Below are 23,826 nucleotides of genomic sequence, written 5' to 3' on the forward strand. Positions count from 1 at the left end.
GAATTTGCACTTGCAGATTCATAACAGCTTTGTGTGCTGGTATGGCTCAGTTGGTAGAGCGCACCCTTGGTAAGGGTGAGGTCCCCAGTTCGACTCTGGGTACTAGCACCATTTATTTTTTTAGCAACCATAGCACAGCGGTACCACCTGATTCCATGCCGAACTCAGAAGTGAAACGTTGTAGCGCCGATGGTAGTGTGGGGTCTCCCCATGTGAGAGTAGGACATTGCTAAATACCTCTTTAAAACCCAGCCTTCGGCTGGGTTTTTTCATTTCTAGCTTTATAATATTTTATTCCTTTTGCTATTAATCCTTTCTTATTATTTCATTTATCTATTAAAAGCATATTTGATTATCGGCGAGATTATTGGATTTTACTTGCACCAATATTGTTTTTTCTATAGTTTTAGTTAGATATCTAGACGGCTAAAGCTATTTTGGGGTAAGGAGAAAACCAAAGTGCCAATTAAAATACCAGATCGTTTACCTGCAACAGATATTTTAAGAAGTGAAAATATCTTTGTCATGACGGAAGCTCGTGCTGCTAGTCAGGGTATTCGACCGCTGAAAGTGTTGTTACTGAATTTGATGCCAAAGAAAATTGAGACTGAGACTCAGTTTTTACGTTTACTTTCTAATAGTCCATTACAAGTGGATGTTGAGTTATTACGGATTGATAACCGACCAACAAAAAATACTCCTCAAGAACATTTAGATACCTTTTATCGTCAATTTGAAATGGTGAAAGACCGTAATTTTGATGGTTTGATTGTGACAGGTGCACCACTAGGGTTAGTGCAGTTTGAAGATGTACTGTATTGGGAAGAAATTCAGCTGATTATGAATTGGGCTAAGGATCATGTGACCTCAACATTGTTTGTCTGTTGGGCTGCTCAAGCTGGATTGAAGTTGTTGTATGATTTACCTAAGCGAACACGTAAAGAAAAATTGTCAGGGGTTTATCATCATCGCATTCATGATTGTCACCATCCTGTATTACGTGGTTTTGATGATACTTTTTTTGCACCTCATTCTCGTTATGCTGATTTTTCTGCAGATTATTTAAGTAAGCATACTGACTTAGATATTTTAGCGACATCAGATCAAGCAGGTGTTTATTTAGCTGCAACCAAAGATAAGCGTAATGTATTTGTCACCGGTCATCCTGAATACGATGTTGACACATTGCATCATGAGTATGTTCGTGACAGTGAACAGGGAATGGAACCACCGATTCCTATTAATTATTATCCTAATGATGATGTTAACTGCACACCTGTTGCGAGTTGGCGTAGTCATGGCCATTTGCTATTTAGTAATTGGCTTAATTATTGCGTTTACCAACAAACCCCTTACGATTTGGCACACTTTTCTGAAGCCAGCTTTACCAAAGATTAATAAAAAGGCCAGCTTAATTAGCTGGCCTTTTTGTTATCTATGGGGGGGATAGAAATTAATGTTTATTTTGGCTTTCCCATAGCTTGGCTTTTTCTATTAATGAGGTGATGGTTGAGCCTTGAATCAAAATAGAGAACACCACTACAGAGTAAGTCATGACTAGGATGATTTCTCTCACATCTATATCTTTTGCTGGAATAACAATAACACCCGCAGGTACAGCCATGGCCATCGCCAGTGCTAGACCACCTCGTAAACCACCCCATGTTAGAATTTTAACTGACATTGGATTGTATTGACGGTAACGACTAAAGCCAAGATAAGGTAATTTGACACTTAGATAGCGGCTTAGTAAGACGAGTGGAATCGCAATTGCCATTAGGATCCAGTCTTCTTGGTGAAAGCTAAACTCAAGCATGGTCATACCAATAAGTAAGAATAATAGACCATTTAGAAACTCATCAACCAATTCCCAGAAGTGATCAAGGTGCTCTTCACTTTCTTTTGAAAATCCAATATAACGAGTCCAGTTACCGATCATTATGCCTGAAACTACCATAGCAAGTGGGCCAGAGACATGGATGATTTCGGCAAAAGCATAGCCTGCTGTTGGAATACCGATGGTTAATAGTAATTCCATTGAGTGGTCATTGGTCGAGCAGATAAGGTAATGAAAGATTAAACCGAGAATGAAACCATAAACAATGCCGCCAATTGCTTCTTGTATGAATAATTGGCTCACGCTCAAGACGGTTGGACTTTGATTGCCAAAGGCGATGGTAAATAGCGTCACAAAGATAACTAAACCAAAACCATCATTAAATAATGACTCACCTTCGATTTGGGTCGAAATTCGTCGAGGTGCATTCATTTTTTTAACGATAGCAAGTACAGCAATTGGATCGGTTGGTGAGATCAAAGAACCAAACAGTAAGCAGTATATCAGATCGAGTTGAATCCCCAGTAACTGACAAATACCCCACAAACTAAAGCCAATAAAAAAAGTTGAAAACAGAGTAGACCCTAAAGCTAAAGTGGTGATTTCCCATTTTTGCTCTTTGAGGTGTGGCAGTTTAATACCAAGCCCACCTGCAAAGAGCAAAAATCCTAAAATCCCTTTTAATAAAAAGTCTTCAAAGTTGATTTTTCCCATCTGGGTCGAAGCAATATCTTCAAGATGAAACCAGCCATTATGGCCTGCAAAAATGATAAGTAACGATAAGATAAGTGAACCAGCCGTAATGGCTATGGTGGTTTGCATTTTACCTATCTTACTGTTTATAAAAGCTATTAGCATTGCTGCTGCAGCTAGAAAGCAGAGGGTGTTGTAAACCGACATGCGAAACCTCTAGATTAATTTATTGATTAGATTTAATTGCTTGTGATAGTAAAACCATCAGTTAGTAATGGCTACCGCTTATTAATTTATTTTGTCATTGTACATGTTTAGACGTCTAGATTCCTATTTGAATTGTGATAGGATGTTATCAAGCTGTAATGGATTATAAGGATGTAATGTGGTGTTAAAAAGCAAGGATGTACTGCATAAGCGACTTGAACAGCAGATTTTGATCATTGATGGCGGTATGGGCACCATGATTCAAAGTTATAAGCTTGACGAGCAAGATTACCGTGGCCAACGTTTTAATGATTGGCATGCAGATCTTAAAGGGAATAACGATCTATTAGTATTAACCCAACCACAGCTAATTAAAGATATTCATCTGGAATATTTAGAAGCTGGCGCTGATATTTTAGAAACCAACACCTTCAACGCGACCACCATTGCGATGGCTGACTATGATATGGAAAGCCTCAGTGCCGAAATTAATTTTTCGGCGGCAACCCTTGCTCGTGAGGCGGCGGATGAGTGGACAGCACAAACGCCGAATAAACCCCGATTTGTGGCTGGTGTGCTAGGTCCTACTAACCGTACTTGTTCAATCTCTCCTGATGTGAATGATCCTGGGTTTCGTAATGTTACTTTTGATGAGTTGGTAATTGCTTATAGCGAGTCAACGCATGCGCTTATTAAAGGTGGGGTCGATATTATTTTGATCGAAACTATTTTTGATACGTTGAATGCCAAAGCCTGTGCCTTTGCGGTAACAGGGGTTTTTGACGAGCTTGGTTATGAGCTTCCGGTGATGATTTCAGGTACTATCACAGATGCTTCTGGACGTACTCTTTCAGGTCAAACGACCGAAGCTTTCTATAATTCTTTATGCCATGTAAAGCCGATTTCCTTTGGTTTAAATTGCGCTCTCGGTCCAGATGAATTACGCCAATATGTAGCAGAGTTATCTCGTATATCTGAATATGCGGTTTCTGCTCACCCAAATGCAGGGTTGCCAAATGCATTTGGTGAGTATGATCTTGACGCTGATGAGATGGCTGAACATATAAAAGAATGGGCGCAGCAAGGCTTTTTAAATTTAGTCGGCGGCTGTTGCGGTACGACACCTGAACATATTCGGCAGATGTATCAAGTGACTAAAAATATTAAACCGAGGGTTTTACCTGAGATTAATATTGCCTGTCGATTATCAGGCTTAGAACCACTGACTATTGAAGCTGAAAGTTTATTTATTAACGTTGGAGAGCGAACCAATGTTACTGGCTCTGCACGTTTTAAACGCTTAATTAAAGATGAACTTTATGATGAAGCGTTAGAGGTTGCTCGGCAGCAAGTTGAAGCTGGTGCTCAAATCATTGATATCAACATGGATGAGGGCATGTTGGATGCGAAAGCGGCGATGGTGCGCTTCCTTAATTTGTGTGCGACTGAGCCTGAGATCGCTAAAGTGCCAATTATGGTTGATTCATCAAAGTGGGAGATCATTGAAGCTGGACTGAAATGTGTTCAGGGCAAACCCATAGTTAACTCTATTTCTCTCAAAGAAGGTAAAGAGAATTTTATAGCTCAAGCTAAGTTACTACGTCGTTATGGTGCCGCAGTGATTGTGATGGCTTTTGATGAAGAAGGTCAAGCTGATACACGTGAGCGTAAAATTGAAATTTGTACCAATGCTTATCATATTCTAGTCGATGACGTGGGCTTTCCACCTGAAGATATTATTTTCGATCCCAATATTTTTGCGGTTGCTACGGGTATAGAGGAACACAATAATTACGCGGTTGATTTTATTGAGGCTGTTGCTGATATTAAACGTACTCTACCTCATGCAATGGTTTCGGGTGGAGTATCTAATGTTTCGTTCTCATTTAGAGGTAATAATCCAGTTCGAGAAGCTATCCATGCGGTATTTTTATATTACTGTTTTAAAAATGGCATGGACATGGGGATCGTTAATGCGGGTCAGTTAGCCATTTATGATGATCTGTCTGATGAATTACGTAATGCTGTTGAAGATGTGGTGCTTAATCGGCGTGATGATAGTACCGATCGGTTGCTTGATATTGCCGCTAACTATCGTGATAGCGGTGCGGTTGAAGAAGATCGGACTCAGCAAGAATGGCGTAGCTGGCCAGTTGAAAAGCGTTTAGAACATGCGCTGGTTAAGGGCATTACTGAGTTTATTGTCGAAGATACTGAACTTGCGCGAGCCAATGCAAGCAAGCCATTAGAAGTGATTGAAGGTCCACTAATGGCAGGTATGAATGTCGTTGGAGACTTGTTTGGTGAAGGCAAGATGTTCTTGCCTCAAGTGGTTAAATCCGCTCGCGTTATGAAACAAGCTGTTGCCTATTTAGAACCTTATATCAATGCCGAAAAACAAGCGGGATATACCAACGGTAAAATTTTATTAGCCACAGTAAAAGGCGATGTTCACGATATAGGTAAGAACATTGTTGGAGTCGTACTTCAATGCAATAACTATGAGATTATTGATTTAGGTGTGATGGTATCATGCGATAAAATATTGCAGGTCGCCCAAGAACAAGACGTTGATATTATTGGACTGAGTGGTTTGATTACGCCATCACTTGATGAGATGGTGCATGTTGCCAAAGAAATGCAGCGACGTGGGTTTGAGGTGCCATTATTGATAGGTGGTGCCACCACTTCAAAAGCGCATACTGCAGTGAAGATTGAACAAAATTATCAGCAACCGGTGGTGTATGTCTCTAATGCTTCACGTGCTGTTGGTGTGTGTTCGGCATTATTATCAGAGCACCAGAAGCCAGCATTTGTTGAGCGCTTAGCTGCTGAATATGATGTTGTACGTGAACAGCATGCACGTAAAAAGCCACGAACGCCTCCAATCACCTTAGATCAAGCTCGTGCAAATGCGGTAATGCTTGATTGGGAAAATTATACGCCGCCGCAACCAAAACAAGCGGGTGTGCATACTTTTACCGATTTTCCTGTGGCTAAATTACGTCAATATATCGATTGGACACCCTTTTTTATGACTTGGTCATTGAGTGGTAAATATCCCACCATTTTGCGCCATGAAGTTGTTGGGGTTGAAGCAACCAAGTTATTTAACGACGCTAATAAGATCCTTGATGATATTGAACGTACAGACATGATCAAAGCTAATGGTGTCTGTGGGTTATTTCCTGCTAATAATATTGGTGATGATATTGAAGTGTATACCGATGATACTCGTACTGAAGTACTAACGATATTGCATGGTTTACGCCAACAAACTAAGAAGCCCAAAGGGCCAAATTATTGTTTATCTGACTATATTGCCCCTAAAGAAAGCGGCAAAGCCGATTGGATTGGTGCTTTTGCAGTGACGGGTGGGATTGGTGAATACGATATTGCTGATCAGTTTAAAGCACAAGGTGACGATTATAACGCGATCATGATTCAAGCGGTGGCAGATCGATTAGCAGAAGCGTTTGCTGAGTGTATGCATCAAATGGTACGTAAACAAATCTGGGGTTATGCCGCTGATGAAGATCTTAATAATGACGATTTGATTCGTGAAAAGTACCAAGGTATTCGTCCAGCTCCAGGGTATGCCGCTTGTCCTGAACATACCGAAAAAGGGGCGATTTGGCAGTTATTGGATGCAGAAGCCAATACTGGCATGGTGTTGACCGAAAGTTATGCCATGTGGCCGGGGGCTGCAGTATCTGGTTGGTATTTCTCACACCCTGATGCGCGCTACTTTGCTGTCGCACAGATCCAGCATGATCAGTTAGCGAGTTATGCTGATCGCAAAGGTTGGGATTTGATCGAAGCTGAAAAGTGGCTTGGGCCTAATTTGTAAAATAATCATTAGGTTAAAATAAAAAAGGCGCAAATATTGCGCCTTTTTTTATCTTTTTTCTTATTTGTTCTGATAGTGATTATTCTAAAAGTTGTTGATGCAAGGTTGTTATGACTGATTTAGCATCGGCTTCATTGACTAAAAAGCACAAATTATGTGGACTAGCACCATAACAAATAAGGCGTAAATTATACGCATCAAGAGCACCAAAGATATGCTTGGCGGAGCCTTTGCTGTCACTCATATGATTACCAATTAATGCCACTAACGACAGCCCCTGTTCAATATCAACGCGACACAATTGATTCAGTTGTTCAACGGCAGCTAAGGGTAATGTTGGGGCACCGCCACCTGTATCAGTTTGATCAAGCGTTAACGAAACACTGACTTCTGAGGTGGTTATTAAATCGACCGAGATTTTATGTTCTGCCAAAATACGAAACACTTCGGCCAAAAAACCATAAGCTTGAAACATGTTAAGACTGGTGAGTGTCACCATCGTCTGATTTCCACGCAGTGCTAATGCTCTAAAGAGTGGCGCTTGATTCACGGTTTTTCTGATCCATGTTCCACCTTGTTGCGGCGCTGTTGATGACCCAATAAATACCGGAATCTGGTGGCGAATGGCTGGAACCAGTGTTGATGGATGGAGGATCTTCGCACCAAAATTGGCCATTTCAGAGGCTTCACTAAAGCTGATTTCTTTGATCGGTTTGGCTGCAGCTGTAATACGAGGATCGGTAGTGTACATTCCCGGAACATCGGTCCAGATCTCTAGTGTGGTCGCATCAACGGCTTCTGCAATTAATGCGGCACTATAATCACTGCCGCCTCGCCCCAGTGTGGTGGTATTGCCAAGCTCATCACTGCCAATAAAGCCTTGTGAAACCACAATCTGAGTATCGATAAGTGGCACTAAATGTTGTTGAGCTAATTGACGAATAAGTTCGGGTTGCGGCAATGCTTTACCAAATTGGGTATCAGTACGCATGACATCACGAATATCAAATCGAATCGCAGCAGCATTCATTTCGACTAAAATTTGATTAAAAAGATGGGTTGATAATAGCTCGCCATGACTGACTAATTTGTCAGTAAGTTGTGATGACGATGCTATTGCTGCCTGCGCAGAGGCAGAAGCTATATCATCTAATAGTGTGTAAATAGCACCACTCACTGCGTGTGGATGCTGAAGTTGATCCAGTATCTGTTGGTGAGTTGTGGTTAATTGCTGTAAATGTTGTTGGCGTAAAGTGATATCACTAATACCCTTGGCTAGGGCTACCAGTAAATTGGTCACGCCTGAGCAAGCACTTATTAACACTATTTTGGTGTGTGGATTAGCAATAACTATATTGGCACTGCGACACATTGCGGCATAGTTAGCGACACTGGTGCCACCAAATTTGGCCACAATTACTGGGTTGGTTGTTGCGGTCGAAAGCATGCTCATTACGGTGTTCTCCCTTATATCGTAAATACTGCAAAGTAGACTTTTTGCTTCGGAAGAATTCCCGACGTCCATTGTCGAGGAGGTAATAGGCAGTAACGCTGGTGCGGCTACCCAGAAGCTCCCCATCATAGTCAACCTGACTTAGATGACAGCCTGAGAGATTCAACTCTCATAGCCGATATCATCTGCCCCAAACAGGTGATATCTCGGCGTTACTCTCCCTCACAAAATTGATTTAGGGTTGGGCCCTTCAATTTGGCTACCTAGGTAACGCACCTCTTCTGTCGTGAATAATCACTGTTGTTATTGAATAGGAAATCGCCCTTAGTTGTCAATTGTTAAATGATAATTTCTCGATAGTTAACAAAAAGTAGGTATAACTAACAGGATCTCAGGTCGTTACTTGCAGCTTTGGCATTGCTCTAATACTCTGTAATAACGATTAATCTTTCCATCACCCTATTGATAATAATCATGATTTAATGGAGTTGAATCTATGCCTATCACCAGTTTTATACCGCCTCAAAGAACACTTATGGGGCCGGGGCCCTCTGATATCTATCCACAAGTATTACAAGCATTAAGCCGACCGACAATTGGTCACCTTGATCCGCTATTTATTAAAATGATGGATGAGCTCAAGCAGCTACTACAATATGCATTTCAAACGAAAAATACGTTTACGATTGCGGTGTCAGCGCCAGGTAGTGCGGGTATGGAAGCCTGTTTTGTTAATTTAGTTGAGACAGGAGATAAGGTATTAGTTTGCCGTAATGGTGTATTTGGCGATCGCATGCGAGAGAACGTTGAACGCTGTGGTGGTATTGCCATTATGGTTGATAATGCATGGGGCGAGCCAGTATCTCCAGCTTTGGTTGAACAAGCATTACAGACCGATCCTGATATTAAAATTGTTGCTTTTGTACATGCAGAAACGTCAACTGGCGCATTATCTGATGCAAAAACCTTGGCTGAAATTGCACGAAAGTATGGCTGTTTAACCATTGTTGATGCCGTAACATCTTTAGGCGGCGTACCGTTGCTGGTGGATGAGTGGCAACTTGATGCGGTTTATTCCGGTAGTCAGAAGTGTTTATCTTGTGTTCCCGGATTATCGCCGCTGACGTTTTCCGAGCAAGCTATAAATAAAATTCAGCAGCGTGAAACAGCAGTGCAAAGTTGGTTTTTAGATCAAAGTTTAGTGCTGGGTTATTGGAGTGGTGAAGGTAAACGTAGTTATCATCATACTGCGCCTGTTAATAGTTTATATGCTCTACATGAAGCTTTAGTGTTATTACATAACGAAGGGTTAGAGCAAGCTTGGCAACGGCATCAACGGGCACATCTTGAGTTAAAGGTTGGACTTGAAGCATTAGGAATTGAATTTGTAGTTGCAGAGGCGTATCGGTTACCTCAACTTAATGCGGTTTATATTCCTGAAGGTGTTGATGATGCGGCAGTAAGATCGACGTTATTAGAGCGTTACAATTTGGAAATTGGTGCAGGGTTAGGTACTCTTGCCGGTAAAGCCTGGCGAATTGGATTAATGGGCTATGCTGCGCGCAGTGAAAATGTCGCTTTGTGTCTTAAAGCGCTTGAAAGCACATTAAAATAAGAATGATGTTAGCCATCAATGGTGATAGTGATCGCCATTGATGGTAGTTAACACTTTATTATTTTGCGGCAGAAGTTGTTGCTGCTTTTGAGAGTGTTATTCCAGGAAATAACTGTTGTGCTTCTGCTGTAACTTGTGCGGCTTGAGCTGTCTTATGTTGATGATTATAAGCCAAAATAAGATTTTGATATAACGCTGGTCGTGGCCAAGTATGGGCTTTTTGCTTAGCCCAAATAATATAATCAGTTACTAATTGAGGTTTATTGGTGGCGATTCCGACTTGTAATTGAGTGAGGTGTAAATCCCATTCAAACCGATCCTGCCATGCCCAAGGATTATTTACTTTGACTAAATATTTGATATCAACTGGTTGCGTTGTCTCAAACTTAGTTAGTAACCATCCTGAATATAAGGTGGTTACCATAAAACCAGTCACCATTATCGGTATCGTGATGGCACTGACTTTAAGTGCGAGTATATATTGAGTTTGATAGCGGTGGTATTTAGCGGTGAGATTATCCACCCAGAAGATCAAAATAATAAAAATGATCCAATGGGCGAGTGAGTGATAAAACGGATATTCTAATTGCGTGTGCAATACGATTGGAAAAAATAATCCAACCAACGCTAGCTGAGTACCATTAGGGGCTTTTTTGATACTAATCATGACGGCTAACGCTGCGATGATCAAACCTAATAGCGGTACAATTCCACCTTCTACGGCCCAAAAAAGTAATTCATTATGTGGATGATCTAAACTTGGGATCCCTGCGTGTTGATGTGACGGATCGCGTTGGTGCCACAATGCAGTTTGAGTGATATACGCGACTTCAAATTTACCATAGCCATAACCTGTTAGGGGCTTAGTGGTAAACATTTCATAAGCTTGTGGTATATGTATTTCTCGTGGACTATCTAATGTGATACGAACATCCTGCGAAAAAGAGCTATTGGTAGTTGAACTAAATTGCCATGCTAATGCTACGCCTAACAATAACATTAAGCCCCACATGCGCTGCTGGTATCTTGCCGCAAAACGATGTACATAAGGCAGCATTAATAATGAGCCTATACTCGCCCCTAGCCAACCTGTGCGTGAGTTAAGTACTACCAATAACGGAATTGTCATAACGGGAACAGCTAATATGATTAGATGCTGCCATGCCCATTTACCTCTATAGCGAGGTAAACGCGCTAGTAGATAAGCGGCAATAACAAGCCCTGTCGCTAAGAAGCTTGCCATAACATTGGGCTGTTGAAAGATGCCGTAAGGACGGTTAGCTATAACGTCATAGCCAAAACGGTTGTGCGCAGATAATCCTAAAAATTGATACCATCCAAAAGCGGCTTCGATTAATACTGCAATCGTGATAAACCACAAGAGTCGTTGGCGTTGATTATGAGTAAAAACAAACTGTTGTAAGCTAATGAAAAATAAAAAACCAGCCCAGAGGGTAAGTAAGCGATTGGAAACGGCAAAGCCATCAGCATCAGCATAAAAAATGGGCAGTGACAGTAGAAGGCAGCTAGCAAATAAAATTAACGTCATACGAGAATAACGCCATATTTTTTGACGACAAATTTCTAATAGACCGCAGCCAATAGCAAAGCTAAATGGAATCCAAGCACTGGCATTAAAAGATAGCTCAAGTCCTGAACCTCCAGGGTTGTGTTGAAAGTAGTGCATTGCAACGATAAAAAATATGCCAATGCTGGCTAAGAATAATCGTACTAAAGATAAAGGTTTAGAAATCCGTTTCTGTTCTAATTTCGTACCTTGAAGCTGTAACACTGACATGGTGAGTCCTGAGTAAAAAGCAAACAGGCTGACTATTGCCAACCTGTTTGATAGGGCTTAATTACACTTTACAATTAGATGTTAAGTAGGGGCTTAAGAAACCTCGCTGTATGGGATCCTGCAACAAGTGCGACTTGTTCTGGCGTACCGGTTGCGATTATTTCACCACCACCATTACCGCCTTCAGGACCGAGATCAATGACCCAATCAGCTGTTTTTATTACATCTAGATTATGTTCGATAACAACGATGGTATTGCCACGATCACGTAGTTTATGGAGTACCGTTAGCAACTGCTGAATATCGTGGAAGTGTAAGCCTGTTGTGGGTTCATCTAAAATATAGAGGGTTTTACCTGTATCACGTTTAGATAACTCTTTAGCAAGTTTAACCCGCTGTGCCTCACCACCAGATAAGGTTGTCGCTGCTTGTCCAAGACGAATATACGATAAGCCGACATCGATTAATGTCTGCAATTTTCGTGCAATTGCTGGAACGGGTTCAAAAAATTGATGCGCATCTTCAACGGTAAGCTGTAAAACTTCATCAATACTTTTACCTTTATAACGCACTTCTAATGTTTCACGATTATAACGCTTTCCTTTACAGGCATCACATGGCACATAAACGTCAGGTAAAAAGTGCATTTCAACTTTGATAACACCATCACCTTGGCACGCTTCGCAACGGCCACCGCGAACGTTAAAACTAAAACGACCGGGTTTATAACCTCGAGATCGGGATTCTTGAGTACCAGCAAATAGCTCACGAATAGGGGTGAAAATACCTGTATAAGTCGCTGGATTTGAACGAGGTGTACGACCTATTGGGCTTTGATCAATATCGATCACTTTATCAAAATGTTCGAGATCTTGAATTTCTTGATAAGGAGCCGGTGTACCTGTTGTGGCACCATTAAGTCGCTGGTGGGCGATCTTAAAGAAAGTATCATTGATTAAGGTTGATTTACCTGAGCCTGATACCCCGGTAATACAGGTCAGTAATCCAACAGGAATTTCGACGTTAACATCTTTTAGGTTATTACCACTAGCGCCTAAAAGTTTGACTGTTTTAGCTGGATCAAATTGTACACGTTGCTCTGGTATAGCGATGGATTTTTTACCGCTAAGGTATTGGCCTGTTAATGATTTTTTGGACTTTAAAATATCTTTAACGCTACCTTCGGCAATTATTTCGCCGCCATGAACACCTGCACCTGGACCGATATCAATCACATAATCAGCCGCTCGAATAGCATCTTCATCATGTTCAACCACTATCACTGTATTACCAAGATCACGTAAATGGATCAGGGTTTTTAATAACCGCTCATTGTCTCGTTGATGAAGGCCAATTGATGGTTCATCAAGAACATACATTACGCCCATTAAACCGGCACCAATTTGACTTGCGAGTCGAATCCGCTGAGCTTCACCACCTGAAAGGGTATCTGCACTGCGAGATAGGCTAAGATAGTTAAGGCCAACATTGATTAAGAAGCTTAAACGTTCATTGATTTCTTTGAGAATTTTAGCTGCAATTTGGGCTCGTTGACCCGTTAACGTTAAGGTATCAAAGAAAACAGATGCCTCGCTAATGCTCATATCACAAATATGTGGCAGGTTGGTTTCACCAATAAAAACGTGACGAGCTTCTTGGCGTAGGCGAGAACCATGGCAGCTAGCACAAGGCTTGGTTGATACAAATTTAGCCAGTTCTTCACGGACAGAATTTGATTCTGTTTCGTGATAACGGCGTTCCATATTATTTAAAATACCTTCAAATGGGTGTCGACGAACCGTAATATCACCACGATCATTAATGTACTTAAATTCAATATCGGTAGTACCAGAACCATTTAAAATTAGCGTTTGAATTTTTTTAGGTAAGCTATCGAAAGGAGCTTCAACATCAAATTTAAAATGTTCAGCTAATGATTTTAGCATTTGAAAATAGTAAAAATTACGCTTATCCCAGCCGCGAATAGCACCACCGGCTAAACTGAGCTCGCCATTTTGTACCACGCGCTCAGGATCAAAATATTGTTGAACCCCTAAACCATCACAAGTACCACAGGCACCGGCTGGGTTATTGAACGAAAATAATCTAGGCTCAAGCTCTTGCATGCTGTAGCCACAATGTGGACAGGCAAAGTTAGCAGAAAAAACCTGCTCTGAAGTATCGCCAGCAGTCATTGGAGCGATAATAACTGTGCCACCTGAAAGCTCAAGTGCCGTTTCAAACGATTCAGCTAAACGTAACTGCAGATCTTGTCGAACTTTAAAGCGATCTACAACCACTTCAATGGTGTGCTTTTTATGTAACTCTAACGTTGGTGGATCGGAAAGATCACACACATCGCCATCAATACGAGCGCGAATGTAGCCTTGAGCTGCAAGGTTGGTGAGGGTTTTGACATGCTCACCTTTACGCTCTTTGATGATGGGAGCCAGTAGCATTAGTTTGCTGCCTTCGTCCATGGCAAGTACCTGATCAACCATTTGACTGACCGTTTGTGCGGCCAGAGTTACATCGTGGGTTGGACAGCGTGGCTCACCTACACGGGCATAGAGCAAGCGTAAATAATCATATATTTCAGTGATTGTACCGACGGTAGAACGAGGATTATGTGAGGTTGACTTTTGTTCAATGGAAATAGCAGGTGATAAGCCTTCAATATGGTCAACGTCAGGCTTTTCCATTAACGATAGAAATTGACGAGCATAAGCCGACAGTGATTCGACATAGCGCCGTTGACCTTCTGCATATAAGGTATCAAATGCTAAAGATGATTTTCCCGAACCAGATAAGCCCGTGATAACAACGAGCTTATCGCGAGGAATGGAAATATTGATATTTTTGAGATTATGGGTGCGCGCACCCTGTACTTCGATGTAATCCATACCCATCACTATTGTTTTGCTTGATTGTAAGTGAGTAGTATTTCATAGCCGCATTTAATGAGCAAAAGATACTGAATAAAAACACAGTAGCAATAAAAAAAATCCCGCTATCAAAGTGGGATTTTTTAAAGGTATTGATGACTTACTTTTTGCTAGTTTGTTGTTTTGCTAGCTCAGAAGATTGGTCTTTCTTGTAAATGTTTTCGTAGCAGTAGTTTGTTGCTTCGATGTAACCATCAACGCTACCACAGTCAAAACGCTTACCTTTAAACTTGTATGCTAATACACAACCAGATTGTGCTTGTTTTAGTAGGGCGTCAGTGATTTGGATCTCACCGCCTTTACCTGGTTCTGTTTCTTCAATAATATCAAAAATATCAGGTGTTAGAATGTAACGGCCGATAATTGCTAGGTTACTTGGTGCAGTGCCTGGTTCTGGTTTTTCTACCATGTTATCAACACGGAATAGATCATCACGAATCATTTGGCCTGCGATAACACCGTATTTATGAGTATCTTCTTCTGGCACTTCTTCAACAGCAACGATTGAACAACGGAATTGCTTATAAAGCGCAGCCATTTGAGCCAATACGCCTTGCTCTTCATTTACACAAAGGTCATCAGCAAGTACCACTGCGAAAGGTTCGTTACCAACTAACTCACGACCCATAAGGATAGCGTGACCTAGGCCTTTCATTTCGCCTTGGCGAATGTAAGTGAAGTTAGCTGAATCAATTACGCGACGGATATCAAACAATAGCTCTTCTTTGTTTGTACCACTGATTTGATGTTCTAGTTCATAGTTCTTATCAAAGTGATCCATCAAGGTATTCTTACCACGACCAGTAACGATGCACATACCGTTCATGCCAGCTTGGATTGCTTCTTCAACACCATATTCAATCAATGGTTTGTTTACGACTGGCATCATTTCTTTTGGCATTGATTTTGTTGCTGGAAGAAAACGTGTACCGTAGCCTGCTGCTGGAAAAAGACATTTCTTGATCATAGTGTGTCCTAGATTTAATGTAATTGATAATGTGCCAAGTGCAGATTGAAATCTATCTGCTAATTTCGTTTTTGAGAATTAACAAAACAATAATCGTTATTGTTTTGTTAACGCTAAAATAAATTATGCATAATGTTAGAGATTTTAAACAATAAATCAACTTAATATCATTGTTAGACTCACAAAATATTATAATTATAAGATGTATAATCTTTAATTGTTAATGTCAGTAATAATACTTATATTGATGACGACTTAATTATTTATAAAGTCATAGTATTATTTCTGGCATCATTATATTTATACATTATTGATTTGTTTTTAATATAATCAACGTTAACTCTAATGTTTTTGTCAATAAATTCGTCATTTTATTAAATAACCTTAGCGAATATTTATATAACAACAATTAGTAATATTGTTAACGATGTGAGCACTGTATATTTAAAATAATTTTGAAGTGTCATAAAAATGACAGTTTTACTCTGCAAAGACTAATATCGACGACTTGATTATAGATATTGCTTATGTTTTTGGTGCTATATATGTCGCATTTAACATGGATAATTGCGCCCCTTGACGTACTTTGGCGCTATGCCTTGACCTTGCTGACATGATAAACTGCGCGATTGAGTATAAACTTTCACTAAGCGGCTATGAATACTTAGAACCGTCGCTATCAGCTTTGGAGTGAACTATGGCCAGTCGTGGCGTAAATAAAGTTATTTTAATCGGTAACTTAGGAAATGATCCAGAAATTCGTTACATGCCTAGCGGTGGTGCAGTAGCTAATATTACTATTGCAACCTCTGAATCTTGGCGTGATAAGTCTACCGGTGAGCAACGTGAAAAAACAGAATGGCACCGTGTAGCATTATTTGGAAAATTAGCAGAAGTCGCTGGTGAATACCTACGTAAAGGTTCACAAGTGTACATCGAAGGTCAATTACAAACACGTAAATGGCAGAACCAACAAGGCCAAGATCAATACACTACTGAAGTGGTTGTGCAAGGTTTTAACGGTGTAATGCAAATGTTGGGCGGCCGTAATGGCGGCCAAGGTGCACCAATGGGTGGCCAACAACAACAGCAGAACCAAGGTAACTGGGGTCAACCTCAACAACCTGCTGCTGCACCACAACAAAATTATGCACCACAGCAGCCTCAGCAACATCAGTCTGCGCCACAACAATCGGCTCCACAGCAACAATACAATGAGCCACCAATGGATTTTGACGACGATATCCCGTTCTAGGACTCGTATACAGACCAACGGCTAAATAATAAGCGACATGTTTCGCTTGCTTATCTTTATTAACCCAGCATATTTGCTGGGTTTTTTTGTGTCAAAAGCATCATACCTACGTTAAAATATTCCCTCTGTCTTTATTTTTTTTTCTTATTATATTTATGAAGTATTTGAATGCCGTTATTACATTATTATTCGCTTTATTACTGACAGTCGGTGTTGGATATGAGAATAAAATAATAATCGTCGGTGGATGCTTATTTCTAGCATTGATTTTTTTGTCATCGAAACGATGGCTGAAATGGTTACTTATTTTTCCAATAGGTTTGATTGCTACATTATATTTTCAAACGGGTTATATTTATGGTCGCCCTAATATTGGTATTATTGCATCGCTACTTGAAACTAATAAGCGTGAAAGTATTGAATTTTTATTCGCTATTCCAATAAAAGTATGGCTTCTAAATATAACGTTGTTAATGGCCTTTGGTTATTATTTAATACGGGTTGAATTTCAATTTAAGTGGCGTAAATCAGTATTTATAATTGGATGTGTTTGTTTTTATTTTTCATCACTTAGTTTATTTATAAGTCATTGTTATAAAAGTACAGAACACTATATTAAGCAAATTGAAGCATTGAAAAATAGCATTCACCAAACAGCCAACTGGACTATTTTAAATGTGAAACCACGTTATAAAACCTATGTATTGATTATAGGTGAAAGTATGCGTAAAGATTATATGTCGAGCTATAGTTACCCACTTAACACCACCCCTTTTTTAGCGACAACTCCTGGCGTATTTGTGAATGGGTATTTGTCGACGGCATCTCATACCGCGGTATCACTGCCACGAACATTAGGTGTTAGCCATGGTTTAGATTTACATCCAGTGAATAATATTATCACGTTAGCCAACGCGGCGAAGATGAAAACAATATGGTTATCAAATCAAGGGTTTATAGGTAAATATGATACAGCTGTTTCTGCAATAGCCGTTCATGCTTCAGAAAAACAATTTTTGAAAAAGGGTAATTTCCTTACTAATAATACCAGTGATTATGCATTATTACCGTTATTTAAACGCGCATTAACTCAGCCTTATAATGGTTCCAAATTAATCGTGTTGCATATTATGGGATCCCATGAAAATTTTTGTGATCGTATTAAAAAAGACCGCTATAACTTAAAGGATAAAGACTTATCTTGTTATTTATCTACTTACAATCAAACAGATACAATTATTAAAACAATAATTAATGATTTAAAAGCAACCCAAGAGAGTTATTCGTTGGTATATTTTTCGGATCATGGCTTAAATAATGTCAGTCATGTTAAGGGGAAGACACAATTAGTGCATGGTGATTTATATAAACAAAATTATGAGGTTCCTCTTATTGAAATCGCTAGTGATATTCATCAACATACCATGTTAAACAAGCAAATTAGTGCTTTTGATTTTATGTCAATTTTCTCTGATTGGATAGGCGTTAAAACGGCTCAATTACCATCACTGAATGTTTATCAATTGCCACAAAATAAAAATATCCAAGTATTAAGCGGGGATAAGATGGTGTCATTTAAATCATTGAAAAATGATCCAGATGAAATAGTTCATTGATAGTGATAATAATTGGCATGAGTTATTTGATCATGTACTCAATAGACAGGTTCCATGGTCGCTGCTTTTTGTTTGATAAAATCGATAAATAATTTTGTTTTTACATGATGATAATTTAATTTTGGGTAGTATGCATAAATAGCATTCGTCGGTTGCTTTAACGTCGGTAATACAGGAACTAATAGGCCATTATCTAGTTCGCGTTTTATTGTTTGTCGACTTGTTAGAATCAATCCCATACCAGCAACCGCACCTGCAACCAGTGCTTCTGGGTTGGTTGTAATGAAGTTACCTTGCAATAAAAGGCGTTGATTATGTTCGAAAATATGATCTTGTTGGTGATTGTGTTCACCAAACAGTAAGTAATTATGTTGGCATAACTGCTCTGGCGTTGTAATTTTAGGGTTATTTTCAAGATAAGCAGGTGCCGCATAAAAGCCATTACTGTAGCTGAGTAATTTGGTGGCGATATAGCTAGATGAATTAAATTCAGTGATTTCACGACTGATGAAGACATCGAGATTAAGATCAGGTAATTGCCCGGGCGTTACGGTATGGAGCTCAATTTTTATATTGGGGTAGCTGCTACTAAATTCAGCTAGGTAATTCACCAGTAAGCGACTTCCCGTTGCAAGGGGAGCGCCTAAACGTAAAATACCACCGATTTCAGCGTAAGCTGCGGTAGTTTCTGCAAGCATTTGCTGCCAATCATTGACTAACAAAGCGCTACGTTGGTAAAACAATTGACCGGCTTCCGTTACGGTTAAATGGCGAGTGGTGCGTTTTAAAAGCTGTACTCCCAGTTGTTTTTCTAGCCAAGATAATCGTTTTGATAGGGCTGAGCTTGAGGTGTTGAGTTTATTTGCGGCTTGCGCTAATGAACCATGTTCTACCACGGTAATAAAGCTATTGGCACAGGTGATCCAGTCCATAAAAGTATTATTCCTTTATTACAATATTAATAATCGATTAACAGGTCTAATGTAGCGTATGCTTAGCAAGGAAAAAATGATTAAGATCGTTTGATGATTACCTATTGATATTAATGGCATATGTAAAGTAAGGATGCTATGAGAAAAGCCTCAAGGATGAAGTTAACAAATCGCTTAGTTGCTTTTGTTACCATGATCGTGATTTGCGCGATTTTAGTGATTTTTATTGGTGGTGCGTTGAGTTTTCGTAAACTCGGCCAGGATTCACTGGTCCATTACCTTGATGGGGTAGTGGCGGTTATTGATCAAGAATTAGCGGATCCTCAAGGAGCTCAAGCGCTACCACGCTGGCTGCCAACGTTATTACAAGCGAGTAATGTGGTGACGCTATCGATTAGTGACGGTAAGAGCATCATATTTGATTTTAATGGTAATCAAATGGTGCAGGATCCTAATGTTATTTATCACCATCAATATCAATTGCCATTACACCCTGATTATCAAGTAACGATCGCTGCGATCCCTCTCTATAGTGAATTTACTTATTCTTTAGGGGCAATGTCTTCAATTTCATTGGCGATGTTAATTGTTATTATCGGCTTAATGCGTGGTGTGCATTGGTTACGAACTCAGCTTTATGGTTCTGAATTATTAGAAGAACGTGGACGGATGATTTTAGCTGGCCGTGTTGACCAATATGCTGAAGGTAATGATTATGAATGGCCAGCAACCGCTAGTTTGGCGCTTGACCAATTAATTGGAGAGCTTAAAGATGCCCGTCAAGAGCGTAGTCGGTTTGATACCTTTATTCGTACTCATACTTTTCTCGATCAGTTGACGGGTACTGCAAATAGAGTGTTGTTTGATAGTCGATTGCAATCAATGGTACAAGATCTAGACAGTCATGGCGCCGTAATTTTATTGCGTTTAAGTGATTGGGATGAGATGTGTACTGAGCAAGGAAAGACAATTGCGGATGAGTTGTTACAGGAAATTAGCGTTATTTTATCTAATTTTATTCAGCGTTTTCCCGATACTGTTCTTGCTCGTTATTTTGATGCTGAGTTTGCGATCTTAATTCCACAGCAACCAGCGAAAGAAATAAAAATATTCACTAATCAATTATTAAATGCTGTTGAGCGTTTGTCTCCGCCACCGCCAATGGAAAAAGATAATTGGTGTCATATTGGTGTGACATATTTTCATGGTGGTGATCGCCGTGGACGTATTATGGATGAAGTTGATACCGCTTTGCGCAGCTCGCAATTACAAGGTGCCAACAGTTGGAATAGCTTTAACAAAGATCATCAATGGGATAAATCACGCGGTAATGTGCGCTGGCGAACATTGATAGATAAAACGCTAACGCAGGGGGGGCCACTATTATATCAACAGCCTATTATTATGGCTGAGGATAATCAGCTAATGAGCTACGCATTGTTAGCACGAATTATTGATGATAATGGCGAGATCATCAAAGCTTCCCATTTTATGTCGGCCGTTGAACAAGTGGGTTATTCGATTCGTTTTGATAGGGCGGTGATTGCTCAAACTCTTTTGTTACTCAAACAACAATCAGCAGAGAACAGCTATGCGGTCAATGTCACCACTATCAGTTTACGGGACAAACAATTCGTTAAATGGCTGCGAGATGAGTTGTTGCAATTACCACGACCAGTATTAAATCGATTATTGTTTGAAGTATCAGAAAGTATGTTGGTTAAACATCTTGATGCCATTCGACCAGTATTACGCGTGTTAACAGGACTTGGTTGTAAACTTGTTGTTTCTCAAGCTGGCAGAACCATTGTTAGTACTTATTATATAAAAGACATTCAAGCGGATTACATTAAATTACATCGTGGTTTAGTTCGAGATATTCATCAACGCCAAGAAAATCAATTATTCGTTCGAAGTATGCTGGGAGCTTGTGCCAACAGTGATGCAAAAGTTATCGCGGTCGGTGTGGAAACAAATAAGGAATGGCGAGTATTACAACAACTTGGTGTCGTTGCTGCACAAGGACGATTATTTGCTAACGAACTAAAAGTATAAGTAAAAACTATTGTAATTAATATTTTTATTTATATTGTGTAATGATTATTGGGATTATTTTTTAAAAAGTATTTTATGATGTATTATGCTGCGGAATGTCTTAAGTCTAATCAATTTGGATTTTAAATAAGACAATACTTAATGTATATATATTTCTAGGTACATATGAAACAACGCCTTCTTCAGTTTTTAAAAAAAAACAGGTCTAAATCTGTCGTATCTCTTATTTTTGATGAAACGATGGTTGCACTTGTTCGGTGCGATCATGAGCATTTTATTGTTGATCGTATTCCTGTCTCTGCTACATCTGATTGGAACAGTGCAGCTTATGATTTAATTATTAAATATCAATTATCAGGCTATTCGGTCAAAATAGTATTGGGCCATGGTTCATACCAGAGCTTGATTATTGATCAGCCTAACTTAAGCTCTGAAGAACTACCTGTTGCCCTACCTTTTCTAATTAAAGATTTAGTTAACGGCTCTCCTGTTGATCTTATTGCTGATGGTTTCCCTTCTATTGTTAGTGGGCATTTACAGGTTTTTGTTGCGTCTCGCCAATTAATTACCGATATAGTATTAACGTGTAGTAATGCTGGATGTGATGTTAATGATATCACTGTTGAAGATGTAGTTTGGAGTGCTTTTACAGAGGCGAACCGCAGTCAGCTAATTATTCATAGTGATGAGAGTGGTGATCTTCAACTAACTGCATTTCATGAACAAAAGCTTTGTTTTCAACGCCAGTTACGTGGCGTTTCATTATCAACCTTAGATACATCTATCCTTGATAATCGCCAACAGCAATTGGATAATTTAGCATTAGAATTACAACGGTCATTAGATTATATTAGCGCGCAATTGCGTGGTGATGCGATTAATCAATTGATTATTAGTTGTAATAAGCAACAGAATGAAAAATTAGCTGATGAATTAAATCAACGCTTAAATATTAATGTCAAAGTTATAGATGATGTTGCAGTCAATATTGATTGTAATGTATCTCGGCTTGGTTGGGCTGCTTTACAGCGCACTTCGCATTCTGTTTTAAACCTATATCGTGATAGTTTACTGCCTCTTAAACAATGGATGACGCTTTCTAATCTTGCTATAAGTTGGGGAATACTCATTGTTATTTTTATGGGGTGGTTTAGTTTTAATCAATGGCAAAATATAGAGCAACAAAAACAACTTGATCACCAGCAATCATTACTGACGGTAGAGAAAAATCAGCTTCAGATAATTACCGATAAAATAGCAGCTAGAGAGGTTGATCCGTTTAAAATATCGCAAGCTAAAACCTTAGAGGCTGAATTAGTAACCAAAGAAAATGCGTTAAAAGCTATTTATAAACATGATGATAGTTTAAAGGTAGGCTATGCTGAGTTGTTAAATCAATTAGCTGATGCGTCTAATGGCGATATTTCACTACAACATATTTATGTTGCAGGCAAATTGATGGATTTAAATGGTATGGCACGTAATCCTGATGCCGTTCCACGTTGGGTTGGTGTCTTTAATCGTTATTCATCGTTAATGAATAGACGTTTTCAAAAAATGTCACTAGGGCGAAATGATAAAAATGTGGTGACATTTAGTTTACAAGCAGTAAAGAGCCAACATGTAATTGAGGATCTTCATTAATGGACCTATGGCGAGAATTAAATCAGCGTTTTTTAACTTTGTCTCGTCGAGAGCAATGGTTAATAGCTATTACTGGATGGGTTGCAATTATATTTATTGGCTTTATGTTGGTTATTCAGCCTCAGATGGTTACATCTCAAAATATAAAAATGTCATTATTAAATGCGAATAATGATATTCAAACAGTAAAAAATGAAATAATTATAGCAAAAATAAAATTAGCGATAAATCCAAACAAAGAACTTGAAAATAAGATAGAAAAATATAAACAACAAAATAGTATATTAGAAAAAAAGCTTGAAACTAAAATAGGTAGCTTAGTTACACCTACACAGATGACAAAATTACTAGAACAGGTATTACTACATAGTTATAAATTAAAATTTGAATCGATGACATCATTACCATCTCAGCAATTAATTCCAGGTAATGATGTGGGATATTTCATTCATCCAGTAAGTTTAACTTTTAGCGGTAGTTATTTTAATGTGGTGAACTATTTAAAAATATTAGAATCATTACCCGTTAAATATTATTGGTTGAGTTTAAATTATCAAGTTGATAAATATCCCTTGGCTAATATTGAATTAAAAGTCTATACATTAGGTGAAAATAAGGACTTTATCGGTGGTTAAAAATATAGCATTGATAATTTTATTGGCTATGAGTTTTATTGTGCAGTCGGCATTTGCAGCACAAGATCCGACTACGCCATTAGGATGGATAAATAATAATAGTAAGGTGCGTGTTATATCTCAATTACCCACGTTGCAAAGTATTATTTGTAGTGATCAACATTGCTCCGCCATTTTAAATGGAACAGCTATTGGTTTAGGTGAGAGTATTCGAGGGTATAAATTAACATATCTTACTGATAATACTGTTACTTTAAGCCGTGGCAGTAAAAAATGGCAATTGGCGTTATTCGCTGACAATATAAGAATAAATTAAAGGTTAAA

Annotated in this window: 15 protein-coding genes, 1 tRNA gene, 1 rRNA gene and 1 riboswitch; of the genes, 11 read left to right on the plus strand and 6 right to left on the minus strand. The window is 39.2% G+C overall.

Annotated elements, in window-relative coordinates; genetic code table 11:
- Positions 1 to 35 precede the first annotated feature (35 nt).
- From VXS03_RS11785 to metA, 3 genes are all read left to right on the plus strand, one after another.
- Positions 36 to 111, plus strand: a tRNA-Thr gene (locus tag VXS03_RS11785).
- Positions 112 to 119: 8 nt separating this feature from the next.
- Positions 120 to 235: ribosomal RNA gene (gene rrf, locus VXS03_RS11790) — 5S ribosomal RNA — on the plus strand.
- 224 nt (positions 236 to 459) lie between these two features.
- Positions 460 to 1,398, plus strand: coding sequence for a homoserine O-acetyltransferase MetA (gene metA, locus VXS03_RS11795; protein ID WP_327763920.1), 939 nt, complete (start codon positions 460 to 462; stop codon positions 1,396 to 1,398).
- 55 nt (positions 1,399 to 1,453) lie between these two features.
- On the opposite strand, the gene VXS03_RS11800 is transcribed toward metA, so the two are convergent.
- The gene (locus VXS03_RS11800) at positions 1,454 to 2,737 is read right to left on the minus strand and encodes a cation:proton antiporter (protein WP_327763922.1); all 1,284 of its coding nucleotides are present in this window, start codon (positions 2,735 to 2,737) and stop codon (positions 1,454 to 1,456) included.
- A gap of 178 nt (positions 2,738 to 2,915) precedes the next feature.
- Between VXS03_RS11800 and metH the strand changes: the two genes are divergently transcribed.
- The gene (gene metH / locus VXS03_RS11805; protein ID WP_327763924.1) at positions 2,916 to 6,587 is read left to right on the plus strand and encodes a methionine synthase; all 3,672 of its coding nucleotides are present in this window, start codon (positions 2,916 to 2,918) and stop codon (positions 6,585 to 6,587) included.
- 79 nt (positions 6,588 to 6,666) lie between these two features.
- Here the strand turns inward: metH and lysC are convergent, their stop codons facing one another.
- Positions 6,667 to 8,034: a lysine-sensitive aspartokinase 3 gene (gene lysC / locus VXS03_RS11810; RefSeq protein ID WP_442957447.1), complete on the minus strand. Its 1,368-nt coding sequence runs from the start codon at positions 8,032 to 8,034 to the stop codon at positions 6,667 to 6,669.
- Between the two features lie 113 nt (positions 8,035 to 8,147).
- A riboswitch (Lysine riboswitch) is annotated at positions 8,148 to 8,329 on the minus strand.
- A 207-nt stretch (positions 8,330 to 8,536) separates the two neighbouring features.
- Between lysC and VXS03_RS11815 the strand changes: the two genes are divergently transcribed.
- Entirely contained in the window at positions 8,537 to 9,655 is a 1,119-nt protein-coding gene (locus VXS03_RS11815; RefSeq protein WP_327763926.1) for a pyridoxal-phosphate-dependent aminotransferase family protein, read from the plus strand.
- Positions 9,656 to 9,713: 58 nt separating this feature from the next.
- Here VXS03_RS11815 and VXS03_RS11820 read toward each other — a convergent pair whose 3' ends face one another.
- From VXS03_RS11820 to galU, 3 genes are all read right to left on the minus strand, one after another.
- A complete protein-coding gene (locus VXS03_RS11820) occupies positions 9,714 to 11,453 on the minus strand; it encodes a PglL family O-oligosaccharyltransferase (protein WP_327763927.1) in 1,740 nt (579 codons plus the stop codon).
- Positions 11,454 to 11,527: 74 nt separating this feature from the next.
- Positions 11,528 to 14,356, minus strand: a complete 2,829-nt coding sequence (gene uvrA, locus VXS03_RS11825) for an excinuclease ABC subunit UvrA (protein WP_327763928.1) — start codon at positions 14,354 to 14,356, stop codon at positions 11,528 to 11,530.
- Positions 14,357 to 14,498: 142 nt separating this feature from the next.
- Positions 14,499 to 15,365 carry a UTP--glucose-1-phosphate uridylyltransferase GalU gene (gene galU / locus VXS03_RS11830; protein WP_327763929.1) on the minus strand — a complete coding sequence of 289 codons (867 nt, stop codon included), beginning with the start codon at positions 15,363 to 15,365 and terminating at the stop codon, positions 14,499 to 14,501.
- Positions 15,366 to 16,062: 697 nt separating this feature from the next.
- On the opposite strand from galU, the gene VXS03_RS11835 reads away from it, so the two are divergent.
- Complete coding sequence (locus VXS03_RS11835; RefSeq protein WP_327763931.1) at positions 16,063 to 16,620, plus strand: single-stranded DNA-binding protein; 558 nt, start codon at positions 16,063 to 16,065, stop codon at positions 16,618 to 16,620.
- A 155-nt stretch (positions 16,621 to 16,775) separates the two neighbouring features.
- Complete coding sequence (locus VXS03_RS11840) at positions 16,776 to 18,236, plus strand: phosphoethanolamine transferase (protein WP_327763932.1); 1,461 nt, start codon at positions 16,776 to 16,778, stop codon at positions 18,234 to 18,236.
- A 38-nt stretch (positions 18,237 to 18,274) separates the two neighbouring features.
- On the opposite strand, the gene VXS03_RS11845 is transcribed toward VXS03_RS11840, so the two are convergent.
- Entirely contained in the window at positions 18,275 to 19,168 is an 894-nt protein-coding gene (locus tag VXS03_RS11845; RefSeq protein WP_327763934.1) for a LysR family transcriptional regulator, read from the minus strand.
- A gap of 138 nt (positions 19,169 to 19,306) precedes the next feature.
- Between VXS03_RS11845 and csrD the strand changes: the two genes are divergently transcribed.
- The 4 genes from csrD (at position 19,307) to VXS03_RS11865 (ending at position 23,818) form a co-directional block, all read left to right on the plus strand.
- Positions 19,307 to 21,223 (plus strand): RNase E specificity factor CsrD, encoded by a 1,917-nt coding sequence (gene csrD / locus VXS03_RS11850; protein ID WP_327763935.1) that lies wholly within the window; start codon positions 19,307 to 19,309, stop codon positions 21,221 to 21,223.
- 165 nt (positions 21,224 to 21,388) lie between these two features.
- The gene (locus VXS03_RS11855) at positions 21,389 to 22,867 is read left to right on the plus strand and encodes an MSHA biogenesis protein MshI (RefSeq protein ID WP_327763937.1); all 1,479 of its coding nucleotides are present in this window, start codon (positions 21,389 to 21,391) and stop codon (positions 22,865 to 22,867) included.
- Complete coding sequence (gene gspM / locus VXS03_RS11860) at positions 22,867 to 23,502, plus strand: type II secretion system protein GspM (protein ID WP_327763938.1); 636 nt, start codon at positions 22,867 to 22,869, stop codon at positions 23,500 to 23,502. The genes VXS03_RS11855 and gspM overlap by 1 nt, the downstream gene beginning before the upstream one ends.
- Positions 23,495 to 23,818, plus strand: a complete 324-nt coding sequence (locus tag VXS03_RS11865) for an MSHA biogenesis protein MshK (RefSeq protein ID WP_327763939.1) — start codon at positions 23,495 to 23,497, stop codon at positions 23,816 to 23,818. Before gspM ends, VXS03_RS11865 begins: the two co-directional genes overlap by 8 nt.
- Positions 23,819 to 23,826 lie beyond the last annotated feature (8 nt).

Source organism: Photobacterium sp. S4TG1 (assembly GCF_036040035.1).
GTDB lineage: Bacteria > Pseudomonadota > Gammaproteobacteria > Enterobacterales > Vibrionaceae > Photobacterium.

Coding starts and splice junctions, on each gene's coding strand:
- VXS03_RS11815 (WP_327763926.1), top strand. CDS start 8,537: ATGCCTATCACCAGTTTTATACCGCCTCAAAGAACACTTATGGGGCCG.
- csrD (WP_327763935.1), top strand. CDS start 19,307: ATGAGAAAAGCCTCAAGGATGAAGTTAACAAATCGCTTAGTTGCTTTT.
- lysC (WP_442957447.1), bottom strand. CDS start 8,034: ATGCTTTCGACCGCAACAACCAACCCAGTAATTGTGGCCAAATTTGGT.
- VXS03_RS11835 (WP_327763931.1), top strand. CDS start 16,063: ATGGCCAGTCGTGGCGTAAATAAAGTTATTTTAATCGGTAACTTAGGA.
- VXS03_RS11845 (WP_327763934.1), bottom strand. CDS start 19,168: ATGGACTGGATCACCTGTGCCAATAGCTTTATTACCGTGGTAGAACAT.
- galU (WP_327763929.1), bottom strand. CDS start 15,365: ATGATCAAGAAATGTCTTTTTCCAGCAGCAGGCTACGGTACACGTTTT.
- gspM (WP_327763938.1), top strand. CDS start 22,867: ATGGACCTATGGCGAGAATTAAATCAGCGTTTTTTAACTTTGTCTCGT.
- VXS03_RS11820 (WP_327763927.1), bottom strand. CDS start 11,453: ATGTCAGTGTTACAGCTTCAAGGTACGAAATTAGAACAGAAACGGATT.
- VXS03_RS11855 (WP_327763937.1), top strand. CDS start 21,389: ATGAAACAACGCCTTCTTCAGTTTTTAAAAAAAAACAGGTCTAAATCT.
- uvrA (WP_327763928.1), bottom strand. CDS start 14,356: ATGGATTACATCGAAGTACAGGGTGCGCGCACCCATAATCTCAAAAAT.
- VXS03_RS11800 (WP_327763922.1), bottom strand. CDS start 2,737: ATGTCGGTTTACAACACCCTCTGCTTTCTAGCTGCAGCAGCAATGCTA.
- VXS03_RS11840 (WP_327763932.1), top strand. CDS start 16,776: ATGAAGTATTTGAATGCCGTTATTACATTATTATTCGCTTTATTACTG.